Source organism: Rhodococcus sp. no. 34 (genome assembly GCF_054589475.1).
This window is the reverse complement of sequence record NZ_BAAILK010000023.1, coordinates 1-17,894: the sequence shown is the minus strand read 5'-3', so window position 1 is coordinate 17,894 and position 17,894 is coordinate 1. Positions and strand designations below refer to the sequence as shown.

Annotated in this window: 20 protein-coding genes; 10 read left to right on the top strand and 10 right to left on the bottom strand. The window is 60.4% G+C overall.

Annotation, left to right across the window (positions count from 1 at the left end):
• Nucleotides 1-31: 31 nt before the first annotated feature.
• Genes rpsC through rpsJ form a run of 8 tightly spaced genes read right to left on the bottom strand, consistent with a single transcriptional unit; the run spans nt 32 to nt 4,362 of the window.
• Nucleotides 32-838, bottom strand: coding sequence for a 30S ribosomal protein S3 (rpsC, locus tag ACYP01_RS06000; RefSeq protein WP_003941003.1), 807 nt, complete (start codon nt 836-838; stop codon nt 32-34).
• Nucleotides 838-1,242, bottom strand: coding sequence for a 50S ribosomal protein L22 (gene rplV / locus ACYP01_RS05995; protein WP_003940717.1), 405 nt, complete (start codon nt 1,240-1,242; stop codon nt 838-840). Before rplV ends, rpsC begins: the two co-directional genes overlap by 1 nt.
• On the bottom strand, nt 1,239-1,520 hold the full coding sequence (rpsS, locus tag ACYP01_RS05990; protein ID WP_003940820.1) for a 30S ribosomal protein S19: 282 nt from the start codon (nt 1,518-1,520) through the stop codon (nt 1,239-1,241). The genes rplV and rpsS overlap by 4 nt, the downstream gene beginning before the upstream one ends.
• A 13-nt stretch (nt 1,521-1,533) precedes the next feature.
• Nucleotides 1,534-2,370: a 50S ribosomal protein L2 gene (gene rplB / locus ACYP01_RS05985; protein ID WP_003940895.1), complete on the bottom strand. Its 837-nt coding sequence runs from the start codon at nt 2,368-2,370 to the stop codon at nt 1,534-1,536.
• Nucleotides 2,371-2,409: 39 nt separating this feature from the next.
• Nucleotides 2,410-2,715, bottom strand: a complete 306-nt coding sequence (gene rplW, locus ACYP01_RS05980) for a 50S ribosomal protein L23 (RefSeq protein ID WP_003940990.1) — start codon at nt 2,713-2,715, stop codon at nt 2,410-2,412.
• Nucleotides 2,712-3,386, bottom strand: coding sequence for a 50S ribosomal protein L4 (gene rplD, locus ACYP01_RS05975; RefSeq protein ID WP_003940723.1), 675 nt, complete (start codon nt 3,384-3,386; stop codon nt 2,712-2,714). The genes rplW and rplD overlap by 4 nt, the downstream gene beginning before the upstream one ends.
• Nucleotides 3,383-4,039 carry a 50S ribosomal protein L3 gene (rplC, locus tag ACYP01_RS05970; RefSeq protein WP_003940826.1) on the bottom strand — a complete coding sequence of 219 codons (657 nt, stop codon included), beginning with the start codon at nt 4,037-4,039 and terminating at the stop codon, nt 3,383-3,385. Before rplC ends, rplD begins: the two co-directional genes overlap by 4 nt.
• 17 nt (nt 4,040-4,056) lie before the next feature.
• A complete protein-coding gene (gene rpsJ, locus ACYP01_RS05965; RefSeq protein ID WP_003938093.1) occupies nt 4,057-4,362 on the bottom strand; it encodes a 30S ribosomal protein S10 in 306 nt (101 codons plus the stop codon).
• Nucleotides 4,363-4,914: 552 nt separating this feature from the next.
• Between rpsJ and ACYP01_RS05960 the strand changes: the two genes are divergently transcribed.
• From ACYP01_RS05960 to ACYP01_RS05940, 5 genes are all read left to right on the top strand, one after another.
• Nucleotides 4,915-5,391, top strand: coding sequence for a hotdog fold domain-containing protein (locus tag ACYP01_RS05960; protein ID WP_459678899.1), 477 nt, complete (start codon nt 4,915-4,917; stop codon nt 5,389-5,391).
• An 85-nt stretch (nt 5,392-5,476) separates the two neighbouring features.
• Nucleotides 5,477-6,001, top strand: a complete 525-nt coding sequence (locus tag ACYP01_RS05955) for a chorismate mutase family protein (protein ID WP_019747551.1) — start codon at nt 5,477-5,479, stop codon at nt 5,999-6,001.
• Nucleotides 5,998-8,082, top strand: coding sequence for an aminodeoxychorismate synthase component I (pabB, locus tag ACYP01_RS05950; RefSeq protein ID WP_007728560.1), 2,085 nt, complete (start codon nt 5,998-6,000; stop codon nt 8,080-8,082). The genes ACYP01_RS05955 and pabB overlap by 4 nt, the downstream gene beginning before the upstream one ends.
• A gap of 8 nt (nt 8,083-8,090) precedes the next feature.
• Nucleotides 8,091-8,990, top strand: a complete 900-nt coding sequence (locus ACYP01_RS05945; RefSeq protein WP_065455191.1) for a prephenate dehydrogenase dimerization domain-containing protein — start codon at nt 8,091-8,093, stop codon at nt 8,988-8,990.
• A 6-nt stretch (nt 8,991-8,996) separates the two neighbouring features.
• Entirely contained in the window at nt 8,997-9,974 is a 978-nt protein-coding gene (locus ACYP01_RS05940) for a diiron oxygenase (protein ID WP_065455192.1), read from the top strand.
• 121 nt (nt 9,975-10,095) lie between these two features.
• Here ACYP01_RS05940 and ACYP01_RS05935 read toward each other — a convergent pair whose 3' ends face one another.
• Nucleotides 10,096-10,953, bottom strand: coding sequence for a glycosyltransferase family 2 protein (locus tag ACYP01_RS05935; RefSeq protein WP_058039007.1), 858 nt, complete (start codon nt 10,951-10,953; stop codon nt 10,096-10,098).
• Nucleotides 10,954-11,357: 404 nt separating this feature from the next.
• Here ACYP01_RS05935 and ACYP01_RS05930 point away from each other — a divergent pair, with 404 nt between their 5' ends.
• The 5 genes from ACYP01_RS05930 to ACYP01_RS05910 all read left to right on the top strand — a co-directional run bounded on the left by ACYP01_RS05930 (nt 11,358) and on the right by ACYP01_RS05910 (nt 16,191).
• A complete protein-coding gene (locus ACYP01_RS05930; RefSeq protein ID WP_020969036.1) occupies nt 11,358-12,329 on the top strand; it encodes a daunorubicin resistance protein DrrA family ABC transporter ATP-binding protein in 972 nt (323 codons plus the stop codon).
• Nucleotides 12,326-13,189, top strand: coding sequence for an ABC transporter permease (locus ACYP01_RS05925; protein WP_054781949.1), 864 nt, complete (start codon nt 12,326-12,328; stop codon nt 13,187-13,189). Before ACYP01_RS05930 ends, ACYP01_RS05925 begins: the two co-directional genes overlap by 4 nt.
• Entirely contained in the window at nt 13,186-14,046 is an 861-nt protein-coding gene (locus ACYP01_RS05920; RefSeq protein WP_058039006.1) for an ABC transporter permease, read from the top strand. Before ACYP01_RS05925 ends, ACYP01_RS05920 begins: the two co-directional genes overlap by 4 nt.
• 118 nt (nt 14,047-14,164) lie before the next feature.
• Nucleotides 14,165-15,202, top strand: coding sequence for an alpha/beta hydrolase (locus ACYP01_RS05915; protein ID WP_058039005.1), 1,038 nt, complete (start codon nt 14,165-14,167; stop codon nt 15,200-15,202).
• 86 nt (nt 15,203-15,288) lie between these two features.
• Nucleotides 15,289-16,191: an esterase/lipase family protein gene (locus ACYP01_RS05910; RefSeq protein ID WP_064443511.1), complete on the top strand. Its 903-nt coding sequence runs from the start codon at nt 15,289-15,291 to the stop codon at nt 16,189-16,191.
• A 173-nt stretch (nt 16,192-16,364) separates the two neighbouring features.
• Here the strand turns inward: ACYP01_RS05910 and ACYP01_RS05905 are convergent.
• Nucleotides 16,365-17,894: thioesterase domain-containing protein (locus ACYP01_RS05905; protein WP_459678896.1), on the bottom strand; the 1,530-nt coding region annotated here is incomplete at its 5' end.

The following is a 17,894-nucleotide window of genomic DNA, read 5'->3' as shown; positions in this document are numbered from 1 at the left end:
GGTGCTTGACCCGCCGTGGGATCAACATGCGTCAGCCCTCCTGATTCTGTTCAGTTGCGGGAGCATCGGCGGTTGCGGTCGCTGCGCGGCCGGCCTCGGTGCTGGTCGCAGTGGTACCGGTGGCACCGGAACGACGCGGACGGCTCGGACGCTCACGACGCGGGCGATCCCCGGCCGGTGCGGCCGTGTTGGCGGCGAGCTCACGCTTGCCACCGACGATGTCGCCCTTGTAGATCCAGACCTTGACGCCGATGCGACCGAAGGTGGTCTTGGCCTCGTAGAGGCCGTAGTCGATGTCCGCACGAAGCGTGTGCAGCGGCACACGGCCTTCGCGGTAGAACTCCGACCGGGACATCTCGGCGCCGCCGAGACGACCGGAGCACTGAACGCGGATTCCCTTGACGTTGGGCTGACGCATGGCCGACTGGATGGCCTTGCGCATTGCACGACGGAAGGCAACGCGGTTCGAGAGCTGCTCGGCCACACCCTGTGCGACGAGCTGTGCTTCAGCTTCTGCGTTCTTGACCTCGAGGATGTTCAGCTGAACCTGCTTGCCGGTCAGCTTCTCGAGCTCGGAGCGGATGCGATCGGCTTCGGCGCCGCGGCGGCCGATGACGATGCCCGGACGTGCAGTGTGGATGTCCACGCGAACACGGTCACGGGTGCGCTCGATTTCGACCTTCGCGATTCCTGCGCGCTCCATGCCGGTGGCGAGGAGCTTACGGATCGCGACGTCTTCCTTGACGTACTCCGCGTACTGCTTGTCTGCGTACCAGCGAGACTTCCAGTCGGTGGTGATGCCGAGACGGAAGCCGTGCGGGTTGATTTTCTGGCCCACTACTGAGCACTTCCCTTCCGGCGATTACGGGTCGATGTTCCGGTCTTCGGCAGGCTCTCCACGATCACGGTGATGTGACTGGTGCGCTTGCGAATACGGAACGCACGTCCCTGTGCACGCGGCTGGAACCGCTTGAGGGTCGCGCCCTCGTCCACGAACGCCGTAGCAACGACAAGCGTGCTGGGGTCGAGGTCGAGGTTGTTCTCGGCGTTGGCTGCTGCGGAGGCGATCACCTTGGCGACCGGCTCGCTCGCTGCCTGCGGCGCGAACTTCAGGATGTTCAGGGCGTCTTCAACCGAGCGCCCGCGGACCAGGTCCACAACTCGACGTGCCTTCATCGGCGTAACGCGAACGTGCTTCGCTACAGCCTTGGCAGTCGGGTTGGCGGTTTCGGTGTTGCTCATCGCCTCTTCGCCTTCCGATCATCCTTGATGTGACCCTTGAACGTGCGGGTCGGTGCAAACTCTCCGAGCTTGTGTCCGACCATGGAGTCGGAAACGAACACGGGGACGTGCTTGCGGCCGTCGTGAACTGCAAACGTGTGGCCGATGAAGTCCGGGATGATTGTCGAACGACGGGACCAGGTCTTGATGACCTGCTTGGTTCCCTTTTCGTTCTGTACATCCACCTTCGCGAGGAGGTGGTCATCGACGAACGGGCCCTTCTTAAGGCTGCGTGGCATCCTTCACTCCCTCCTAGCGCTTGTTCTTGCCGGTGCGGCGGCGACGGACGATCATCTTGTCGCTTGCCTTGTTCTTGCGGGTACGGCCTTCAGGCTTACCCCACGGGCTGACCGGGTGGCGTCCACCTGAGGTCTTGCCCTCGCCGCCACCGTGCGGGTGGTCGACCGGGTTCATCACGACACCACGAACGGTCGGGCGCTTGCCCTTCCAACGCATACGGCCGGCCTTGCCCCAGTTGATGTTCGACTGCTCGGCGTTGCCGACCTCGCCGACGGATGCGCGGCAGCGCACGTCGACGCGACGGATTTCACCGGAAGGCATACGCAGCGTGGCGTAGCTGCCTTCCTTACCGAGGAGCTGGATACTGGCGCCTGCGGAACGAGCCATCTTGGCTCCGCCGCCGGGACGCAGTTCCACACCGTGGATGGTGGTACCAGTCGGGATGTTGCGCAGCGGCAGGTTGTTGCCCGGCTTGATGTCGGCGCCTGCACCGGACTCGACCGGTGAACCCTGCACCAGGCCCTTGGGGGCGATGATGTAGCGCTTCTCACCGTCTGCGTAATGCAGGAGTGCGATGTTTGCTGTGCGGTTGGGGTCGTACTCGATGTGAGCGACCTTTGCCGGGATGCCGTCCTTGTCGTTGCGACGGAAATCGATCAGTCGGTATGCACGCTTGTGTCCGCCACCCTTGTGACGGGTGGTGATACGACCGTGTGCGTTACGTCCACCGCGACCGTGCAGCGGGCGAACCAGCGACTTCTCGGGGGTCGACCGAGTGATCTCGGCGAAGTCCGAGACGCTCGAGCCACGACGGCCCGGTGTTGTCGGCTTGTACTTACGGATTGCCATGAGTCTTCTCGTCCTCTATGTCTCGTCAAGTCCCGGCGCTTACGCGACCGGTCCTCCGAAGATCTCGATGGGCTTGCTGTCAGCGGACAGGGTCACGAGCGCGCGCTTGGTGTCCTTGCGCTTGCCGTAACCGAATCGGGTCCGCTTACGCTTGCCCTGACGGTTGGCGGTGTTGACGCTGGTCACCTTGACGCCGAAGACCTTCTCGACGGCAATCTTGATCTGCGTCTTGTTCGAGTCCGGGTGCACCAGGAAGGTGTAGGTGCCTTCCTCGATCAGTCCGTAGGACTTCTCGGAGATGACCGGAGCGAGCAGGATGTCGCGGGGGTCAGCGATGGTGCTCACTTGGCGTCCTCCTTGTTCTGAGCGCTCTCTGCGGGCCCGTGGATGAACGCGTTGAGTGCCTCGACGCTGAACACGACATCGTCTGCATTGAGCACGTCGTAGGTGTTGAGCTGGTCGGGTGCAATGGGATGCACGCCTTCCAGGTTCTGCACGCTCTTCCAAGCGGCTACATCCTGGCGACCCACGACGAGCAGCAGCTTCTTGCGATCCGAAATCTCGCCGAGGAACGCGATTGCGCCCTTGGTCGAAGGCGTCTGCCCTGCAACCAGTTCGGTGATGACGTGGATGCGCTCGTTGCGTGCGCGGTCAGAGAGGGCTCCGCGAAGAGCGGCTGCCTTCATCTTCTTGGGGGTGCGCTGGCTGTAGTCACGCGGCTGCGGGCCGTGAACGGTTCCGCCGCCGACGAACTGCGGTGCGCGAGTCGAGCCCTGGCGTGCGCGGCCGGTGCCCTTCTGGCGGTACGGCTTCTTGCCACCGCCGCGGACGTCGCCGCGGGTCTTGGTGGAGTGGGTTCCCTGACGAGCAGCTGCGAGCTGCGCGACGACAACCTGATGGAGAAGCGCGATGTTGGCCGGAGCGTCGAAGATCTCAGCGGGGAGATCGACGGTGCCGTTGGTCTTGCCGCCGGCGACCTTGACGTCCAGGGTCAACTTGGTCTCGGTGCTGGTCATGCCCGTGCACCACCCTTCACTGCACTCTTGACGATCACGAGGCCGCCCTTGCGGCCGGGGATCGCACCCTTGATCAGCAGCAGGCCGTTCTCTGCATCCACCTTGTGGACCGAGAGGTTCTGCGTCGTGATGCGGTCGCTACCCATGCGTCCGGACATGCGCATGCCCTTGAACACGCGGCCGGGAGTTGCACAGCCACCGATGGAGCCCGGGCGGCGGTGAACAGCCTGGGTACCGTGCGACGCGCCCTGTCCCTTGAAGCCGTGACGCTTCATGGTTCCGGCGAAGCCCTTGCCCTTGCTGGTTCCGGTGACGTCGACGTATGCGCCGTCCTCGAAGACCTCGGCGGTGAGCTCCTGGCCGACCTCGTAGTCGGAGGTGTCCGCAACGCGGAGCTCCACTACGTGGCGACGCGGGGTCACACCAGCCTTGGTGAACTGGCCGGAAGTCGGCTTGTTCACCTTGCGCGGGTCGATGGCGCCGAACGCGAGCTGAACGGCGCTGTAGCCGTCACGCTCTTCGGTACGGATCTGGGTTACGACGTTCGGCCCAGCCTTCACGACGGTGACCGGGACAACCCGGTTGTTCTCGTCGAAGACCTGGGTCATGCCGAGCTTGGTGCCCAGGATTCCCTTGATCTTGGTATCAGTCATTGTTTTTGTCTCCGCCGTCACTGAATGTTCACGTCGACACTGGCCGGAAGGTCGATGCGCATGAGCGCGTCAACCGTCTTCGGCGTCGGGTCGAGAATGTCGATCAGCCGCTTGTGAGTACGCATCTCGAAGTGCTCGCGCGAGTCCTTGTACTTGTGCGGCGAGCGGATGACGCAATATACGTTCTTCTCGGTCGGCAACGGCACAGGTCCAACGACGCGGGCACCCGTACGGGTTACCGTCTCGACGATCTTGCGCGCTGACGCGTCGATCGCCTCGTGGTCGTAGGCCTTGAGCCTGATGCGGATCTTTTGTCCCGCCACGCTTAGTGTCCTTTTCTTGCCGCGTTTCGTAGCCCGCCTGGTCAGGCTCGAGCTACCTCGTCTGCACAGTCCTTGCCTGGACGATGACACGACGAACACTGAAGCGATCGGGACCAAGTCCAAGTTCTCGGGACTACCGAGATTCGGATCGAGATCAGGATCTGCTGCCGCTGTTCGTTTGTCATTGTTCTCCGGTACACGCGGTCGGGCGTGTCGCCTTCTCACTCATCCTGCGCCGGACAATCTTTCGATTATCTGGCGCGTGATGCGTACCGGACGTGTTCGATGTCGAACACAAAGTAGGTACTGCTTCCGTCCTGCATTACTTCTCGTCTTGCATGGTCACAGTCGTTGACCCGATTACCCTGACGGGATCTGCGATCGATCGTCTGTGACGTCTTACCCTTACCCGATCACGGCCGCAATCGACCGCGTCCCGGACAAGGCAACCCGACCAGTATGCCGTACCTGGCCCAAATCCTCAACTCCCCCAAACTGCCTATTCCGAGTGAGCTGCGCGACAACAACCTTACTCAGAAGTAAGATACGCCTATGACTACCTCCAGCCCTACCTATCGCGGATGGCAGAAATTGCCGGACAACGCCCTCGGACATGCAGTTTTCTCGGCGGCGATGTCCATTCGCGTGCCCTATTTCGCCTCTGTTCTCCCCCGGGTGACCAAGTTGGAACCAGGGCTCTGCGAGGTCCGCTCCCCCAAATGGTGGGGCGTCCACAATCATCTCGGCACTTTCCACGCGATCGCTGCCTGCAACCTCGCGGAGGTCGCGATGGGCATGCTGAGCGAAGCGACGGTTCCGAACTCGCACCGCTGGATCCCCAAGTCGATGAAGGTCGACTACCTCGCCAAGGCCGAGACCGGCCTGCGGGCGGTCGCCCGACTCGAGACTTTGCCGGACTTCGCGGCGATCGAGAGTGGCACGGAACTTCTCGTTCCCATCTCGATCTTCGACCGGGGCGGCAAGGAAGTAGTCCACGCCCAAATCACCACCTGGGTCTCCCCCAAGTAGGCACTCACGAACCCGCCTGCATCGCAACCTGATTCGCCCGCCAATCAGGTTTCGCAGAATTAGGCACCACCGCAGGTTTCGGCGAATGACGATCGTGGAACACCTCCCCGAACGGCGATGGTCGGTCGGGGTGCCGGTGTCCGGAGGTGGGTTGCGTTCCGGGCACCACATTGTCGACCTCGCGTCACGCCGAGCACCGGGAGGCCTCGTGGAAGAGTTCTTGACCACAACGAGTTCCGAAGCAGGCACGCAGACCTCGTCGTATCCGGACGAGGCCGAGGGATTGGACAGCTTCCGGCGCGACCTCGACGCCATCGACGCTCTACTTCTCGAGACGGTGCGGCAGCGGCTGGAACTCTGCCTGCGCATCGGCGAGTGGAAGCGCTCCCGCGAGGTTCCGATGATGCAACCCGGCCGTGTCCGCCTCGTGCAGGAGCGGGCGCGTGAATTCGCCCGTAGACACGACCTCTCCCCCGACTTCTTCAACGCCCTGTACGAGCTGATGATTGCCGAGACCTGTCGACTCGAAGACCTGGTGATCAACGCACCTGTTGAGGAGGAGGACACTGTTCGGGAATCCGTCGGACCGAGATCAGGATCATCGACATGAGTTCCCGCACCCTTCTGGTGGACAATTACGACTCGTTCACCTACAACCTGTTCACCCTGTTGACCGAGGTCAACGGGGTTGTGCCGACCGTGGTCCGCAACGACGCGGATTGGGATTCCCTCGATCTCGCGTCGTACGACAACGTGGTCATCTCCCCAGGTCCCGGCCGGCCGGATCGCGACCGTGATTTCGGAATCAGCCGCCGTTTCATCGAAGAAGCGCCTCTCCCACTTCTCGGTGTCTGTCTCGGCCACCAGGGCCTGTGCGAGTTGTTCGGCGCGGACGTGGTGGTTGCGCCCGTCCCGATGCACGGCCGAATTTCGCTGATCGATCACGACGGTTCGGGCATCTTTGCCGGACTTCCGTCGCCGTTCCGAGCTGTTCGCTACCACTCGTTGACCGTCGAGAATCTGCCGAACGCCTTCGTTCGTACCGCGTGGACGTCCGACGGTCTGCTCATGGGTGTCCGGCACCGGACCAAGCCGATGTGGGGAGTTCAGTTCCATCCGGAGTCCATCAGCACCGAGTTCGGCATAGATTTGCTCGCGAACTTCCGCGATCTGTCCGTCGGACGCACTCTGGATTCGGTGATCCGACCCGAACCTGTTCCGCAAACACCCGACCTGCGGCCGGCGATCAACTACGACGTCGACGACGTGACTCTCGATTTTGCAGTGGACCCGTCGGCGGCCTATGCAGCACTGTTCGCCGACGGCCCGAACGCGTTCTGGCTGGACCGCGCGGCAACCGCAGAGCCGAGTGCGCGCTTTTCGATTCTCGGCGATTCGTCGGGGCCGCTGGCCGAGTTCATCACGTACGACGTGCAAGCCGAGGTACTGACTGTCAGCCGAAAAGGCTTGTCCGACGAGCACATTCGAGTTCCTTTCTTCGATTACTTGGACGCACAACTCTCGACACGCTTCGTGCCCTCGCATCCGGAACTCGACTTCAACCTCGGCTACGTGGGCTACCTCGGCTACGAACTGAAAGCACAGACCGGAGGAAGGGCAGTCCATCCGGCACCCACTCCTGATGCCGCTCTGGTGTTTGCCGATCGCGCCGTCGTCATCGATCACACCGCGGGCCGCACTCACGTTTTGAGGTTGCGCGAGAAAGTCCGGGACGCCGGCTATGACGATTGGCTCGAATCGACCGTCGACACCCTGGCGCGGATCGGCGCGGACCTTCCGGAACGCACCCCCGTTCCGCTGATCAGCGACACCGTCTGGACGCAGGCTCGCCTTCGGCATGATCGCGATCAGTACCTGTCGTTGATCGGAACGGCCCTCTCGGAGATCCGGGCAGGTGAGTCCTACGAGGTGTGTCTGACCAACATGGCGAGCGTCGACGAGACGATCGATGCACAGCAGGCGTTCGAGTATCTGCGCTCGATCAATCCGACGCCGTACAGCGCACTTCTCGACTTCACCGGTATCTCGGTGGTCTCGGCCTCGCCTGAGCGGTTCCTTCGTGTCGACTCGGCCGGCAACGTCGAGTCCAAGCCGATCAAAGGGACCCGCCCGCGCGGCGTCACCCGAGCGCGTGATGCTGCCCTACGGCAGGACCTGCTCGACAGCGAGAAGGACCGCGCCGAGAACCTGATGATCGTGGACCTCACCCGCAACGACCTCACCAAGGTCTGCGTTCCGGGAAGTGTCCACGTTCCGAGGCTGTTCGCGATCGAGTCGTACTCGTCCGTTCACCAAATGGTGTCGACGGTGCGCGGACACCTGAGTCCGGGGTCGTCGGCGGTGGACTGTGTGCGTGCCGCGTTCCCCGGTGGATCGATGACCGGCGCCCCGAAGGTACGGACGATGGAGATCATCGACCGCCTCGAATCAGGCCCACGTGGGGTCTACTCGGGATCGATCGGGTACTTCGCGCTCGGTGGCGCCGCGGACCTCTCGATCGTGATCCGGTCGCTGGTCTGCACCGAGAGCGGCGTGACCTTCGGAATCGGCGGTGCCATCACGGCGTTGTCCGATCCGGAAGAAGAATTCGACGAGACCACGGTCAAGGCGTCCACGCTGCTCCGTGCGCTCGATGCGGTGTCCTCGCGGGTCCTCGAGTACGGCGGGTAGATCCAGCCATGACGGCGTCATCAGGCACAGCGACGGTTGTCGGCGGGCTGGGTGCCGTCGGATCCATGTTCGTCGAACTGCTTCGCGCCGGGGGGTCGACCGTCACCGTCGTCGACCCAGCAGGCAGCGATCCCGACGGAGATGTAGTCGTCGGAGACATCACGAAACCCAGTGAGCAAGTCCTCGCGCACGTGGAGTCCTCGCGCATCATCGTGCTCGCGGTTCCCGAACGGGTCGCTCTAGCCGCACTACCGAGCCTTCGGACATCCGGCGCTCTCGTTGTGGACACGCTGTCGGTCAAATCGCGGATGGACGCAGCAATCGCCGACGCCGGCCGAGAAGGGGAGTTCCTCGGACTCAACCCCATGTTCCGTCCGTCGCTCGGGCCACGCGGTCGGGCCGTCATCGCAGTGCCGTACGTCGGCGGTCCGCAGTCCGACAGATTCCTCGGCATCGTGCGCTCGTGGGGAGCGTCGGTCGCGGTGATGGACGCCGATCGTCACGACCGGTTGGCTGCGGCTACCCAGGTTCTGACACACGCGTCGGTGCTGGCTTTCGGCGCTGCCCTGGCCGAACTCGGAGTTTCCGCGGACGAACTCCTCGCGGTCGCCCCTCCCCCGCATCGGGCCTTGCTCGCGCTCCTGGCGCGTGTAGCCGGCGGCGAGCCGGAGGTGTACTGGGACGTGCAAGCGGGCAATCCGTATGCAGGTGCGACACGAAAAGCACTGTTCGATGCCACCGCACAGGTGGACAGGGCGGCCGAAACCCTCGGCGACTTCACGACGCTGATGAAAACCGCCGACGCAGCGCTCGACAATCGCTCAGGCGAATTGAACGCGGAGTGCCAGAGCTTGTTCGATCGCATTGCCGAAGGGCACAGAGAGATCGCCGAAGGGCACAGAGAGTAGGGCACGATGAGACCTGGAGTGAGTCCGCCCAGCCTCCCGGAGTACGACGCCTCCGATCCGGTCGAGAGTGCAATCGTCCGCCGCCTTGCGAGCAATTGGGCGCGCCGGGCAACCGTGAAGAAGGCGGAACCGGAACTGGACGATCTCTTCGATTCGTCGCTGTCCGACTACCCCGAAGCACTTCTCCCGTTCGCGGAGCATCCGACCTACCTGGCATTGAGCCCCGAGCAGAAGCAACGCCTGCAAGCCTGGGCATGGATCGCGTTCAACAAGAACGTCATGGACATCGAGAAGTACGTCGTCAATCCCGGCTTCGACGTTCTCGCCGAAGACCGACTTAACGTCGGTCTCGGAGATTGGGCTGCAGTGGCGGTCAATCAGGCGATGGTCGACGAGCAATATCACACGCTCATGCACTTCAATGCCAGTTCAGCGACCCGTCGAGGCAGGGGCTGGGGGCTGCCGGCCAAGGCATTGCCCGACGTCCTGACGGTCCGCACGCGGGCGCAAGCCCTCGACGCAGCCGAGGGGCCTCGCAAGATTGCCCTGACACAGTTGGCGTTCATGACCGTCGCCGAGGTGTCGATCACCGCATACCTCGACCTGATCTCGGACGATCCGGGCGTGCAGTCGATCAACCGCGCGACAATCCGGCTGCACGCTCGCGACGAGTACTGCCATGCCTCGATTGCCGGGGAATTGGCCGTCCTGGTCTGGGATTCCCTGGGTGGTGGAGATCGCAGCTATCTACTCGAAGGTTTCGAGGACGCAATGCGTGCGTTCAGCGGGACCGACTTCGGCGCGTGGCGAGCAATCATGGAAATTGAAGCCATACCTGGAGGACGGAAGATGCTCGACGATGTCGCATTGGAACCGCACAACGAACTGTTCGTGCAGGACTACAGTGGAATAACGTCCCTGCTCCAAAAGCTACAAGTTACATCAGAAGTAACAATCGCTGCAGATAAATATTCTGCCAGTTAATCCCGTGCAATAAAAGAAATAGTTCGCAACGAACGAGAACCAGCAATAGTCCGCAATTATCGGGCACTCCCGATTTTTCAGCTAGACACGAGCGTTCTCGAATAAATACCGGACGGATTTATCAAGAAAAGACGGGAAGATCCCGCGCCCGCTGCCTCCGACCCAAGACCCGAGACGAGAGTTGTCCGGAATCCTTGTCATAAATTCGATAAAGAGGCCACAAGATTGCATGCAGAATACTGTCTGCTGCAATCAAGAATGTTAACTTCCAATTCGATACACCATGATGCTCGAGGGTTTTCTTCGATGCTCGATTATATCGTGCATACACTCGCGGCGAACTAACTCCACGTCTACCCGAAACCTTTGCGGCCATGCTCGAGATCTGCCCCACTGCGCAACGAACATGCGCCATGCAGAGGGATAGATCGATATCCTCATGAATGTCGGTTCGATCGCTGACCGCACCCCTAACGGCCAACCAAGCCGACCGACGCATCGCCATGTTACTGCCTGGAACTGCAACAACGGGCCGAACCGCCCCCTGAGCCCCGCGACCGAGTCGCCAATTCGTCCATCGGCGCTGAAGGCCGGCGATCGGAGATTCATAAAGGTAAGTCAGGCCAGTTACGCCCGAGAAATCGTCGCGACGCTCGAAGAATTCGTGAACCGCAACGGCCCAGTCTTCCCCCACGATCGTATCCGCGTCGATACGTCCGATAATTTCTCCACTCGCCGCGTCAAACCCTTTGTTTCTCGCATGCACCACCCCGGGGCGGGATTCTTTGAGAAGCCGAACCTTGGGACAACTACTTTGATACTTCTTGATCAACTCGGAAGTGTTGTCCGAGGAATTATTGTCAACGATGATGATTTCGTCGACATATTCACCTTGAGCAATGAGCGCTTCGATGCACGTTTCGATGTATTCAGATTCATTAAAAGCCGGAACAACCACCGACAACGTCGCGTTCGCCATTTCCCAACGGTATCGCGAATCTCTCCACAAGACATCGAGCAGCGGGCCCAGGGGACCAACCGGAAGGAATCGGGGGACTTTCGTCACCGGTCAAATCAAAGACCTCCGGTCCGCGCAACCGAATACCCACCTGCGCAGATGCGCTGAAAATCTATTTGGTCATTCGTTCAATTAGAAGAGATCTTTACGTTACAAAGAATATTTGTGATTCTTGCCACAAGGTGAAATCGAAGGTGAGAGTTGCTGGCAGGAGCCACATACTCCCTCTCACGCGTCCGATTGCCCGAGTGTCGGTTTGACCCTCCGGTAACATCTGAGCGGAGATCACGGATAGAAGACAGAAGGCATCTGTGCGCCCGTCGGGAGCGCGTGCCCGTTCCGACAATGCAGACAGCGGAGTGTTGATGCCCTTTTCCACGGACGCAGCGGTACTAGTGGAGGACGTACACAAGTCCTTCAAGAACGTGCACGCGCTGCGAGGGATCAACTTCACCGCCCCACGTGGGACAGTGCTCGGCATCTTAGGTCCCAACGGCGCAGGCAAGACGACGACGGTGAAGGTCCTCTCCACGCTCATTCGTCCCACCAGTGGACGCGCGATGGTGGCTGGCTACGACGTAGTGCGCAATGCTCCCGAGGTTCGACGCTCCATCATGATGACCGGGCAGTTCGCCGCCCTGGACGATTCACTCACCGGCCGGGAGAACATCGAACTGTTCGGCAGGTTGATGGGTCTCGACCGAATGTCGGCGAAGGTGCGCGCTGCCGACCTGCTCTCTCAATTCGACCTCGTCGAAGCAGGATCTCGAGTAGTGAGGAACTACTCCGGCGGTATGCGCCGACGAATCGATATCGCGTGTGGCCTGGTTGTTCGCCCCGAGGTCGTTTTCCTCGACGAGCCGACCACCGGCTTGGATCCGCGCAGTCGGCAGAGCGTCTGGTCGCTGGTCCAGTCACTGAAGGAGCAGGGAATCACCGTGCTCCTGACAACTCAGTACCTCGAAGAGGCAGATTTACTGAGCGACAACATCATCGTCATCGACAAAGGCGCAGTCATTGCTGAGGGGACTGCTGACCAACTGAAGGCGCGAACCGGCGCAAGCTTCTGCGAGATTGTGCCCGCAGATCTCAAACAGCTGCCTCATGCGGTCCATGCCCTGGGCAATCTGGTCCCCCGCGACTTCAGATTCGATCTGGCACAAGAAAGCGGTCGCATCGCTATCCCCGCACCTGTCGGCGCAGGAACCCTCTCCGAAGCGCTGCGTCGTCTGGACCACGCACGGATTCCGCTTGCAGACATCGCGCTTCGTCGCCCGTCACTCGATGACGTCTTTCTTTCACTCACAGGTGAACAGCACGTAAGCGAGACGCCGTGACGACAACTACAAAATTCGGGGTCGATCAAGTGACTGTCCGCGGGGAAAGTCGCAGCAAGATTGCAGTCCCCGAGGCTTTAAGCGTTGGAAAGCACCGCCGACCGCATCCATCAGCGATCAATCAGTGGTGGGTGCTGACTGCACGCACCGTCAAATCGATGGTCAAGCGCTATGAGCTGCTCGTTGCAGTCATCGCACCGCTGATCTTCACGATCGGGTTCTACCTTCCCTTGAAGTTCGTCATGCAACTTCAAGGGATCAACTACGCGCAGTTCTTGATGCCGATCATTGTCCTGCAGGCGATGGCATTCACATCGATCTCGGCTGCTCAAATGTCTTCGACCGAATCGATCACCGGCTTCAGCAACCGGATGAAAACCATGCCGGTCGTCGGCCCGATCCCGCTGCTGTCCCGTCAATCCAGTGGGTTCGTCAGATCAACAGTCTCGCTTGCTGCCGCATTGGCGTTCGGCCACTTGATCGGTTTTCGATTCTCAGCCGGAGTCGGGCAGGCCGTCTTGTTCTGCGCTGTCGCCCTGGCGTTCAGCACCTGCCTGTCCTTCGCTGGTGACGCCATCGGCTCATTGTCGAAGAGCCCGCAGGCCACCAGTCAAGCGCTGACATTGCCACAGTTGATTCTGGGGATGTTGTCCTGCGGTTTTGCGCCCGAGACCGGCTTTCCCGAGTGGATTCGGCCGTTTGTACGCAATCAACCGGTATCGCAGTTTTCATTCGCCATGCGTGATCTTGCACAAGGCGGAGTCACCTGGAGCGTCCTGTTTCCCGTCGTTGCGTGGACTATCGGGTTGATCGTCGTGTTCGCGCCACTCGCGTTCTGGGCAAGTATGAGGCGGTCATGAACGAACCGACAGATCGATTCATGGCTGTAGTCCGCCCGGTCGAGGGGTTCAACTTCCCTTACCCGGATAAAGCGCTCCCCGAGAACTCGTTCAAGGCGCTGGTCGTGCACAGTGGGATTCAGGCCAAACGCCTGCTGCTCACCTGGCTGCGAGATCCGTCGACGGCCATTCAAGCCCTCATATACCCAGCATTCATGTTGCTCATGTTCCGGGTCGTATTGGGCAATTCGATTACAGCAGCAACCGGCCAGTCGAGTATTTTCGGGACAGTTCCACTGATCATCCTCGTAGGCGCTATGTTCGGGTCGATTGCGAGCGCCGTCGGCCTCAAAGGTGAACGCGCGTCCGGACTGCTGAGTCGATTCTGGACGCTCCCCGCGCATCGCGCCTCGAGTCTCGTCGGACGCATGATCGCAGAAGCAGTCCGAGTTCTTCTCACGTCAATCGTGATTCTCGGCGTCGGCTATCTGCTGGGGTTCCGATTCAATCAAGGTCCGCTGGCGGCCTTCGCGATCTTGGCGTTGCCCGTCATTTTCGGCGTCGGTTTTGCCATGATGGTGACGGCCCTGGCCACTGTCTCCGACAACTTGCCGCTCGTCGAAATCGTATCCATCTCGTGCACACTATTGATGTTCTTCAATTCCGGATTCGTCCCTGTGATGGCCTACCCGAAGTGGCTTCAACCAGTGGTGGCAGAGCAACCGATGTCCGTCGCTATCGACACGATGAGAGGGCTGTCGTTGGGCGGTCCTGTGGCGGAACCCCTCGTCAAGACGCTGATCTGGTCCATCGGCATGATTCTGGTCTTCGTCTACCCAGCAATTCGGGGATACCGACGCGCCGCGGCGATGTCGTAACGAATACAGACCGCAAACCGACTTCACAGTTCGAGAAACAAGTGGCACCAGGGATGAGCATCGATGTACCCGTGCCACGCAACGAGAGGTATCTAACTTGACGCGTACAAGGCAGTCCATGTGGAGGCGCGCTACCGGTGTCGCCGCGGTGACGATGGTGTGCGCTCTGGTTCCGGCCGGTATCGCAACTGCGTCGCCTGTCACTCACCAGGGCGGCGGAGATTCGGTGGAGCCCGTCACGAGTGGTTCTTACGTCGTCTCAGTCGAGCAAGTGAACGATCGCCAAAAGATCGTGAATGTATACGCGGCGTCGATGGACCGCGTTGTTCCAATTCAGGTCATCACTCCTGCCGATGACTCCGCGCCCCGTCCCATCCTGTACTTGCTCAACGGAGCCGGTGGTGGACAAGATTCCGCTACTTGGGAGTACCAGACCGATGTCGTCGACTTCTTCCAGGACAAGAACGTCAACGTCGCGACGCCAGTTGGTGGACGCCTGTCGTACTACACCGACTGGCAGAAGGAAGACCCGAAACTTGGTAAGAACATGTGGAGCACTTTTCTGGGTAAGGAGCTCCCCCCGTTGCTGAACAAGCAACTTGGCAGCAATGGCGAACAGTCGATTGCAGCAATCTCGATGTCGGGTACTTCTGTGCTCAACCTGGCGATCGAGTACCCAGGTTTTTACAACTCCGTTGCCGCATTCAGCGGGTGTGCTCAGACCAGCGATCCGCTCGGCCAGCAGTTCGTCAAGACCACCACGGAGTGGATCGGCGGCGTTGACGACGTGCAGAACATGTGGGGTCCGTTCGACGGCCCCGGTTGGCGGGAACACGACCCCCTTGTGAACGCTGAGAAGCTGCGTGGCACACAGATTTACATGAGCACCGGCAGCGGGCTCCCCGGTTTCCCCAATGACACCCCTGCTAATCCGCGCATCCAGGACGGCCGCGCTGCGATGTTCGACCAGATCGTTGTCGGCAGTCCGATCGAGCTTGCAACCAACCTGTGTACCTCCAACATGGCGAAGCGGCTCTTCGAACTGAATATTCCGGCAGTAGTGGATTTCCGACCAACAGGTACCCATTCATGGGGATACTGGCAAGACGATCTACACAAGTCCTGGCCATTCATCGCACAGTCTCTGGGCGTCTGATTCAAGTGCCTCGTGCTGGCTTCAACTCCAGCACGAGGCACCGATTAGCTTCATAGGAGGAATCAGCGGTGCGGTTCATTCGGATCATGCTGGTCGTACTGGGAACGTGTTTCCTGCTGTCTGGCACCTCAGTTAGTGCCCTGGCGGATGATCGAGAACCCAGCCCTGGTTTCGCGACTATGGGTCCATCGCCGGCGGGCTCCAACAACTGGAATTGCGTTCCGAGCGCCGATCATCCTCGTCCGGTAGTTCTCATCCATGGAACAACCGCGAACATGGTTGATACCTGGGCTGAACTTTCCCCGCAACTTGCTGATCTCGGCTACTGCGTATTTGCTCTCAATTATGGAGGGGCACGGGAAATCTTCAATCCCAACGCTCTCCAATGGGGTATCAGGGACATTGCGACTTCAGCGAAAGAGCTTGCAACCTTCGTTGATTCAGTTCGCCGTCATACGGGTGCAGGCCAGGTGGATCTCGTAGGCCACTCCCAAGGGGGAGTCGTCGCTCGCCAGTACCTGAAGTTCGACGGTGGTTCGACTCCGGAAGATCCGTCGAAAAACGCCGTCCATTCTCTGGTCACCCTCGGCGCTACCAACCACGGAACGACCTTCGGCGGCTTGCAAGCAAACGCCAAACAACTCTCAGATATGGGGCTTCCTGGAGACCTCTTGGTTCAGGCGATTTGGGGACCAGCCGGTGTTCAACAACTTCAAGGGACACCGCTGTTGACTGAGCTCAATGCGGGCTCGGAAACCCAACCGGGAGTTACATATACCGTAATCGCGACCGCTCACGACCAGATTTCAACCCCTCCGGAAGCTTCGTTCCTTACCGCAGGCCCCAATTCCGTTGTAAACAACGTCTGGGTCCAGGATGGATGCCCAGGCAACACTGCCTCGCATGCGGGGCTGGTTCGTGACGCGCATTCGTTGGACCTCGTAAAATCCGCGCTCGATCCGGAATTCACGCCGATCCCCTGCGCATAGCTACCCCAGACGTCGAGATGGTCAGCCGCAGCGGTCGAAATCGCACGCTCGACAAACTCCGATCGACAAGCGTGCGCTGTCACGGGTGAACATGACCTCCTACAAGGCCAATCACGAAGAGCGAAGCATACGAGCCTGGCCGTCGCCCGACCAGGCTCGTATACGCCGGTTGATCAATCAGCGGCGCCACCGCGCAACACACGCTCAATGATCAGCCCGATAGCGCGAACGCCTTCAGGAGACATCATCTCCAGGTGGTGAACGTCGACCAATTCATCCGTCAGTTCTCCTTGCGCGTACGGACCCCAAACCTTATCGGCTTGCTTTGCGTCCGAACGATCCAACGAACTCACGAAGGTGATCGGCCCCCCGAACGACTGCGGCCGATGGGCGTTGATCAGCTTCGCCGAAATCGCAATGCTTGTGAGCAACCGCTTGATCGCAGACGCATCGAGTCCGATTCTCTCTCCGTCGACAGCCGTCAAGATCTCTGCAGACCTTTCGACCGACAATTCATCGAGCTTTTCGTTCTCGCCGAAGACAATCCCCATTGCAGCCAACTCAGCGCGCACCTGGACAGCGTGCTCTGATTCGTCGCGTGTTTCCGGCGAACCGTCCAGCAAGATCAACGCCTCAACGATCTCGCCTCGCTCCTCCATCTTCGCCGCAACCGCTTGAGCAATGATCGCGCCGAGCGACCAACCGAGAATTCGGTACGGGCCTGACTGCTGAACCCGGGTGATCTCATCCACGTAGCGATCCGCGTAATCGTCAAGGGATCGTCCTTGGAATGCCTCATCAGTCAGAACAGGGCTCTGCAATCCATAAAGCGGAATCGAACGGTCCACAACAGCCGCCAACGGCGCAAAAGGCCACGCCAGTCCAACGAGTGGATGAACACAGAACAACGGCACATCGCTCCCTGTCGTTCTCAGCGGCAGAAGCGTTCGTAGTGCATCATCGGTTTTCGCATCGAAGCCCACCCGAATTCCGAGTGCAATTCGTTCTGCAAGTTCGCTGACCGTCGAAGTAGCGAAGATGAGTCGCAGTGGGACCTCCACGGAAACTGCTGCGCTCAGCCGAGCAGCAACCCTCGCTGCGACCAATGAGTTGCCACCCAACTCGAAGAAGCTGTCGTCCGCTCCGATGTGCTCGACACCGAGAATCTCCGAAAAGACGCTTGCGACAAGTAGTTCAGCTTCGGTAGTGGGAGCCCGGAACACCGCAACCTCGAACACCGGCTCCGGCAACAACTTCCGATCCAACTTCCCCGAAGCATTGAGCGGCAACGCATCCAACACCACAAACTGCGACGGCACCATATACGACGCCAACCGCTCCCCCACACCCACCTTCACCACATCAACATCAACCGAAGACCCCACCGCAGCAGTGACATACGCAACCAACTGATCACGCCACACCACCACCACCACAGAACCCACACCCACCTGATCCCGAACCGCAGACTCGATCTCCCCCAACTCGATCCGCTGACCACGCAACTTCACCTGAAAATCACTACGACCGACATACTCGAGCTCACCCGACACACCGATCCACCGCACCACATCCCCCGTGCGATACATCCGCGAACCCACCCCACCGAACGGATTCGCCACAAACCGCTCCGCCGACAAATCCACCCGCCCGAAATACCCACGAGCGACCTGCACACCCGACAAATACAACTCACCCGCAAC

Excerpts from the sequence above, each read along its gene's own strand:
- rplD (WP_003940723.1), bottom strand. The coding sequence starts at position 3,386 with ATGACCAGCACCGAGACCAAGTTGACCCTGGACGTCAAGGTCGCCGGC.
- ACYP01_RS05930 (WP_020969036.1), top strand. The coding sequence starts at position 11,358 with ATGCCCTTTTCCACGGACGCAGCGGTACTAGTGGAGGACGTACACAAG.
- ACYP01_RS05940 (WP_065455192.1), top strand. The coding sequence starts at position 8,997 with ATGAGACCTGGAGTGAGTCCGCCCAGCCTCCCGGAGTACGACGCCTCC.
- pabB (WP_007728560.1), top strand. The coding sequence starts at position 5,998 with ATGAGTTCCCGCACCCTTCTGGTGGACAATTACGACTCGTTCACCTAC.
- rplV (WP_003940717.1), bottom strand. The coding sequence starts at position 1,242 with ATGAGCAACACCGAAACCGCCAACCCGACTGCCAAGGCTGTAGCGAAG.
- ACYP01_RS05910 (WP_064443511.1), top strand. The coding sequence starts at position 15,289 with ATGCTGGTCGTACTGGGAACGTGTTTCCTGCTGTCTGGCACCTCAGTT.
- rplB (WP_003940895.1), bottom strand. The coding sequence starts at position 2,370 with ATGGCAATCCGTAAGTACAAGCCGACAACACCGGGCCGTCGTGGCTCG.
- ACYP01_RS05945 (WP_065455191.1), top strand. The coding sequence starts at position 8,091 with ATGACGGCGTCATCAGGCACAGCGACGGTTGTCGGCGGGCTGGGTGCC.
- rplC (WP_003940826.1), bottom strand. The coding sequence starts at position 4,039 with ATGACTGATACCAAGATCAAGGGAATCCTGGGCACCAAGCTCGGCATG.
- ACYP01_RS05955 (WP_019747551.1), top strand. The coding sequence starts at position 5,477 with ATGACGATCGTGGAACACCTCCCCGAACGGCGATGGTCGGTCGGGGTG.
- ACYP01_RS05960 (WP_459678899.1), top strand. The coding sequence starts at position 4,915 with ATGACTACCTCCAGCCCTACCTATCGCGGATGGCAGAAATTGCCGGAC.
- ACYP01_RS05935 (WP_058039007.1), bottom strand. The coding sequence starts at position 10,953 with ATGGCGAACGCGACGTTGTCGGTGGTTGTTCCGGCTTTTAATGAATCT.
- rpsS (WP_003940820.1), bottom strand. The coding sequence starts at position 1,520 with ATGCCACGCAGCCTTAAGAAGGGCCCGTTCGTCGATGACCACCTCCTC.
- ACYP01_RS05920 (WP_058039006.1), top strand. The coding sequence starts at position 13,186 with ATGAACGAACCGACAGATCGATTCATGGCTGTAGTCCGCCCGGTCGAG.
- ACYP01_RS05915 (WP_058039005.1), top strand. The coding sequence starts at position 14,165 with ATGTGGAGGCGCGCTACCGGTGTCGCCGCGGTGACGATGGTGTGCGCT.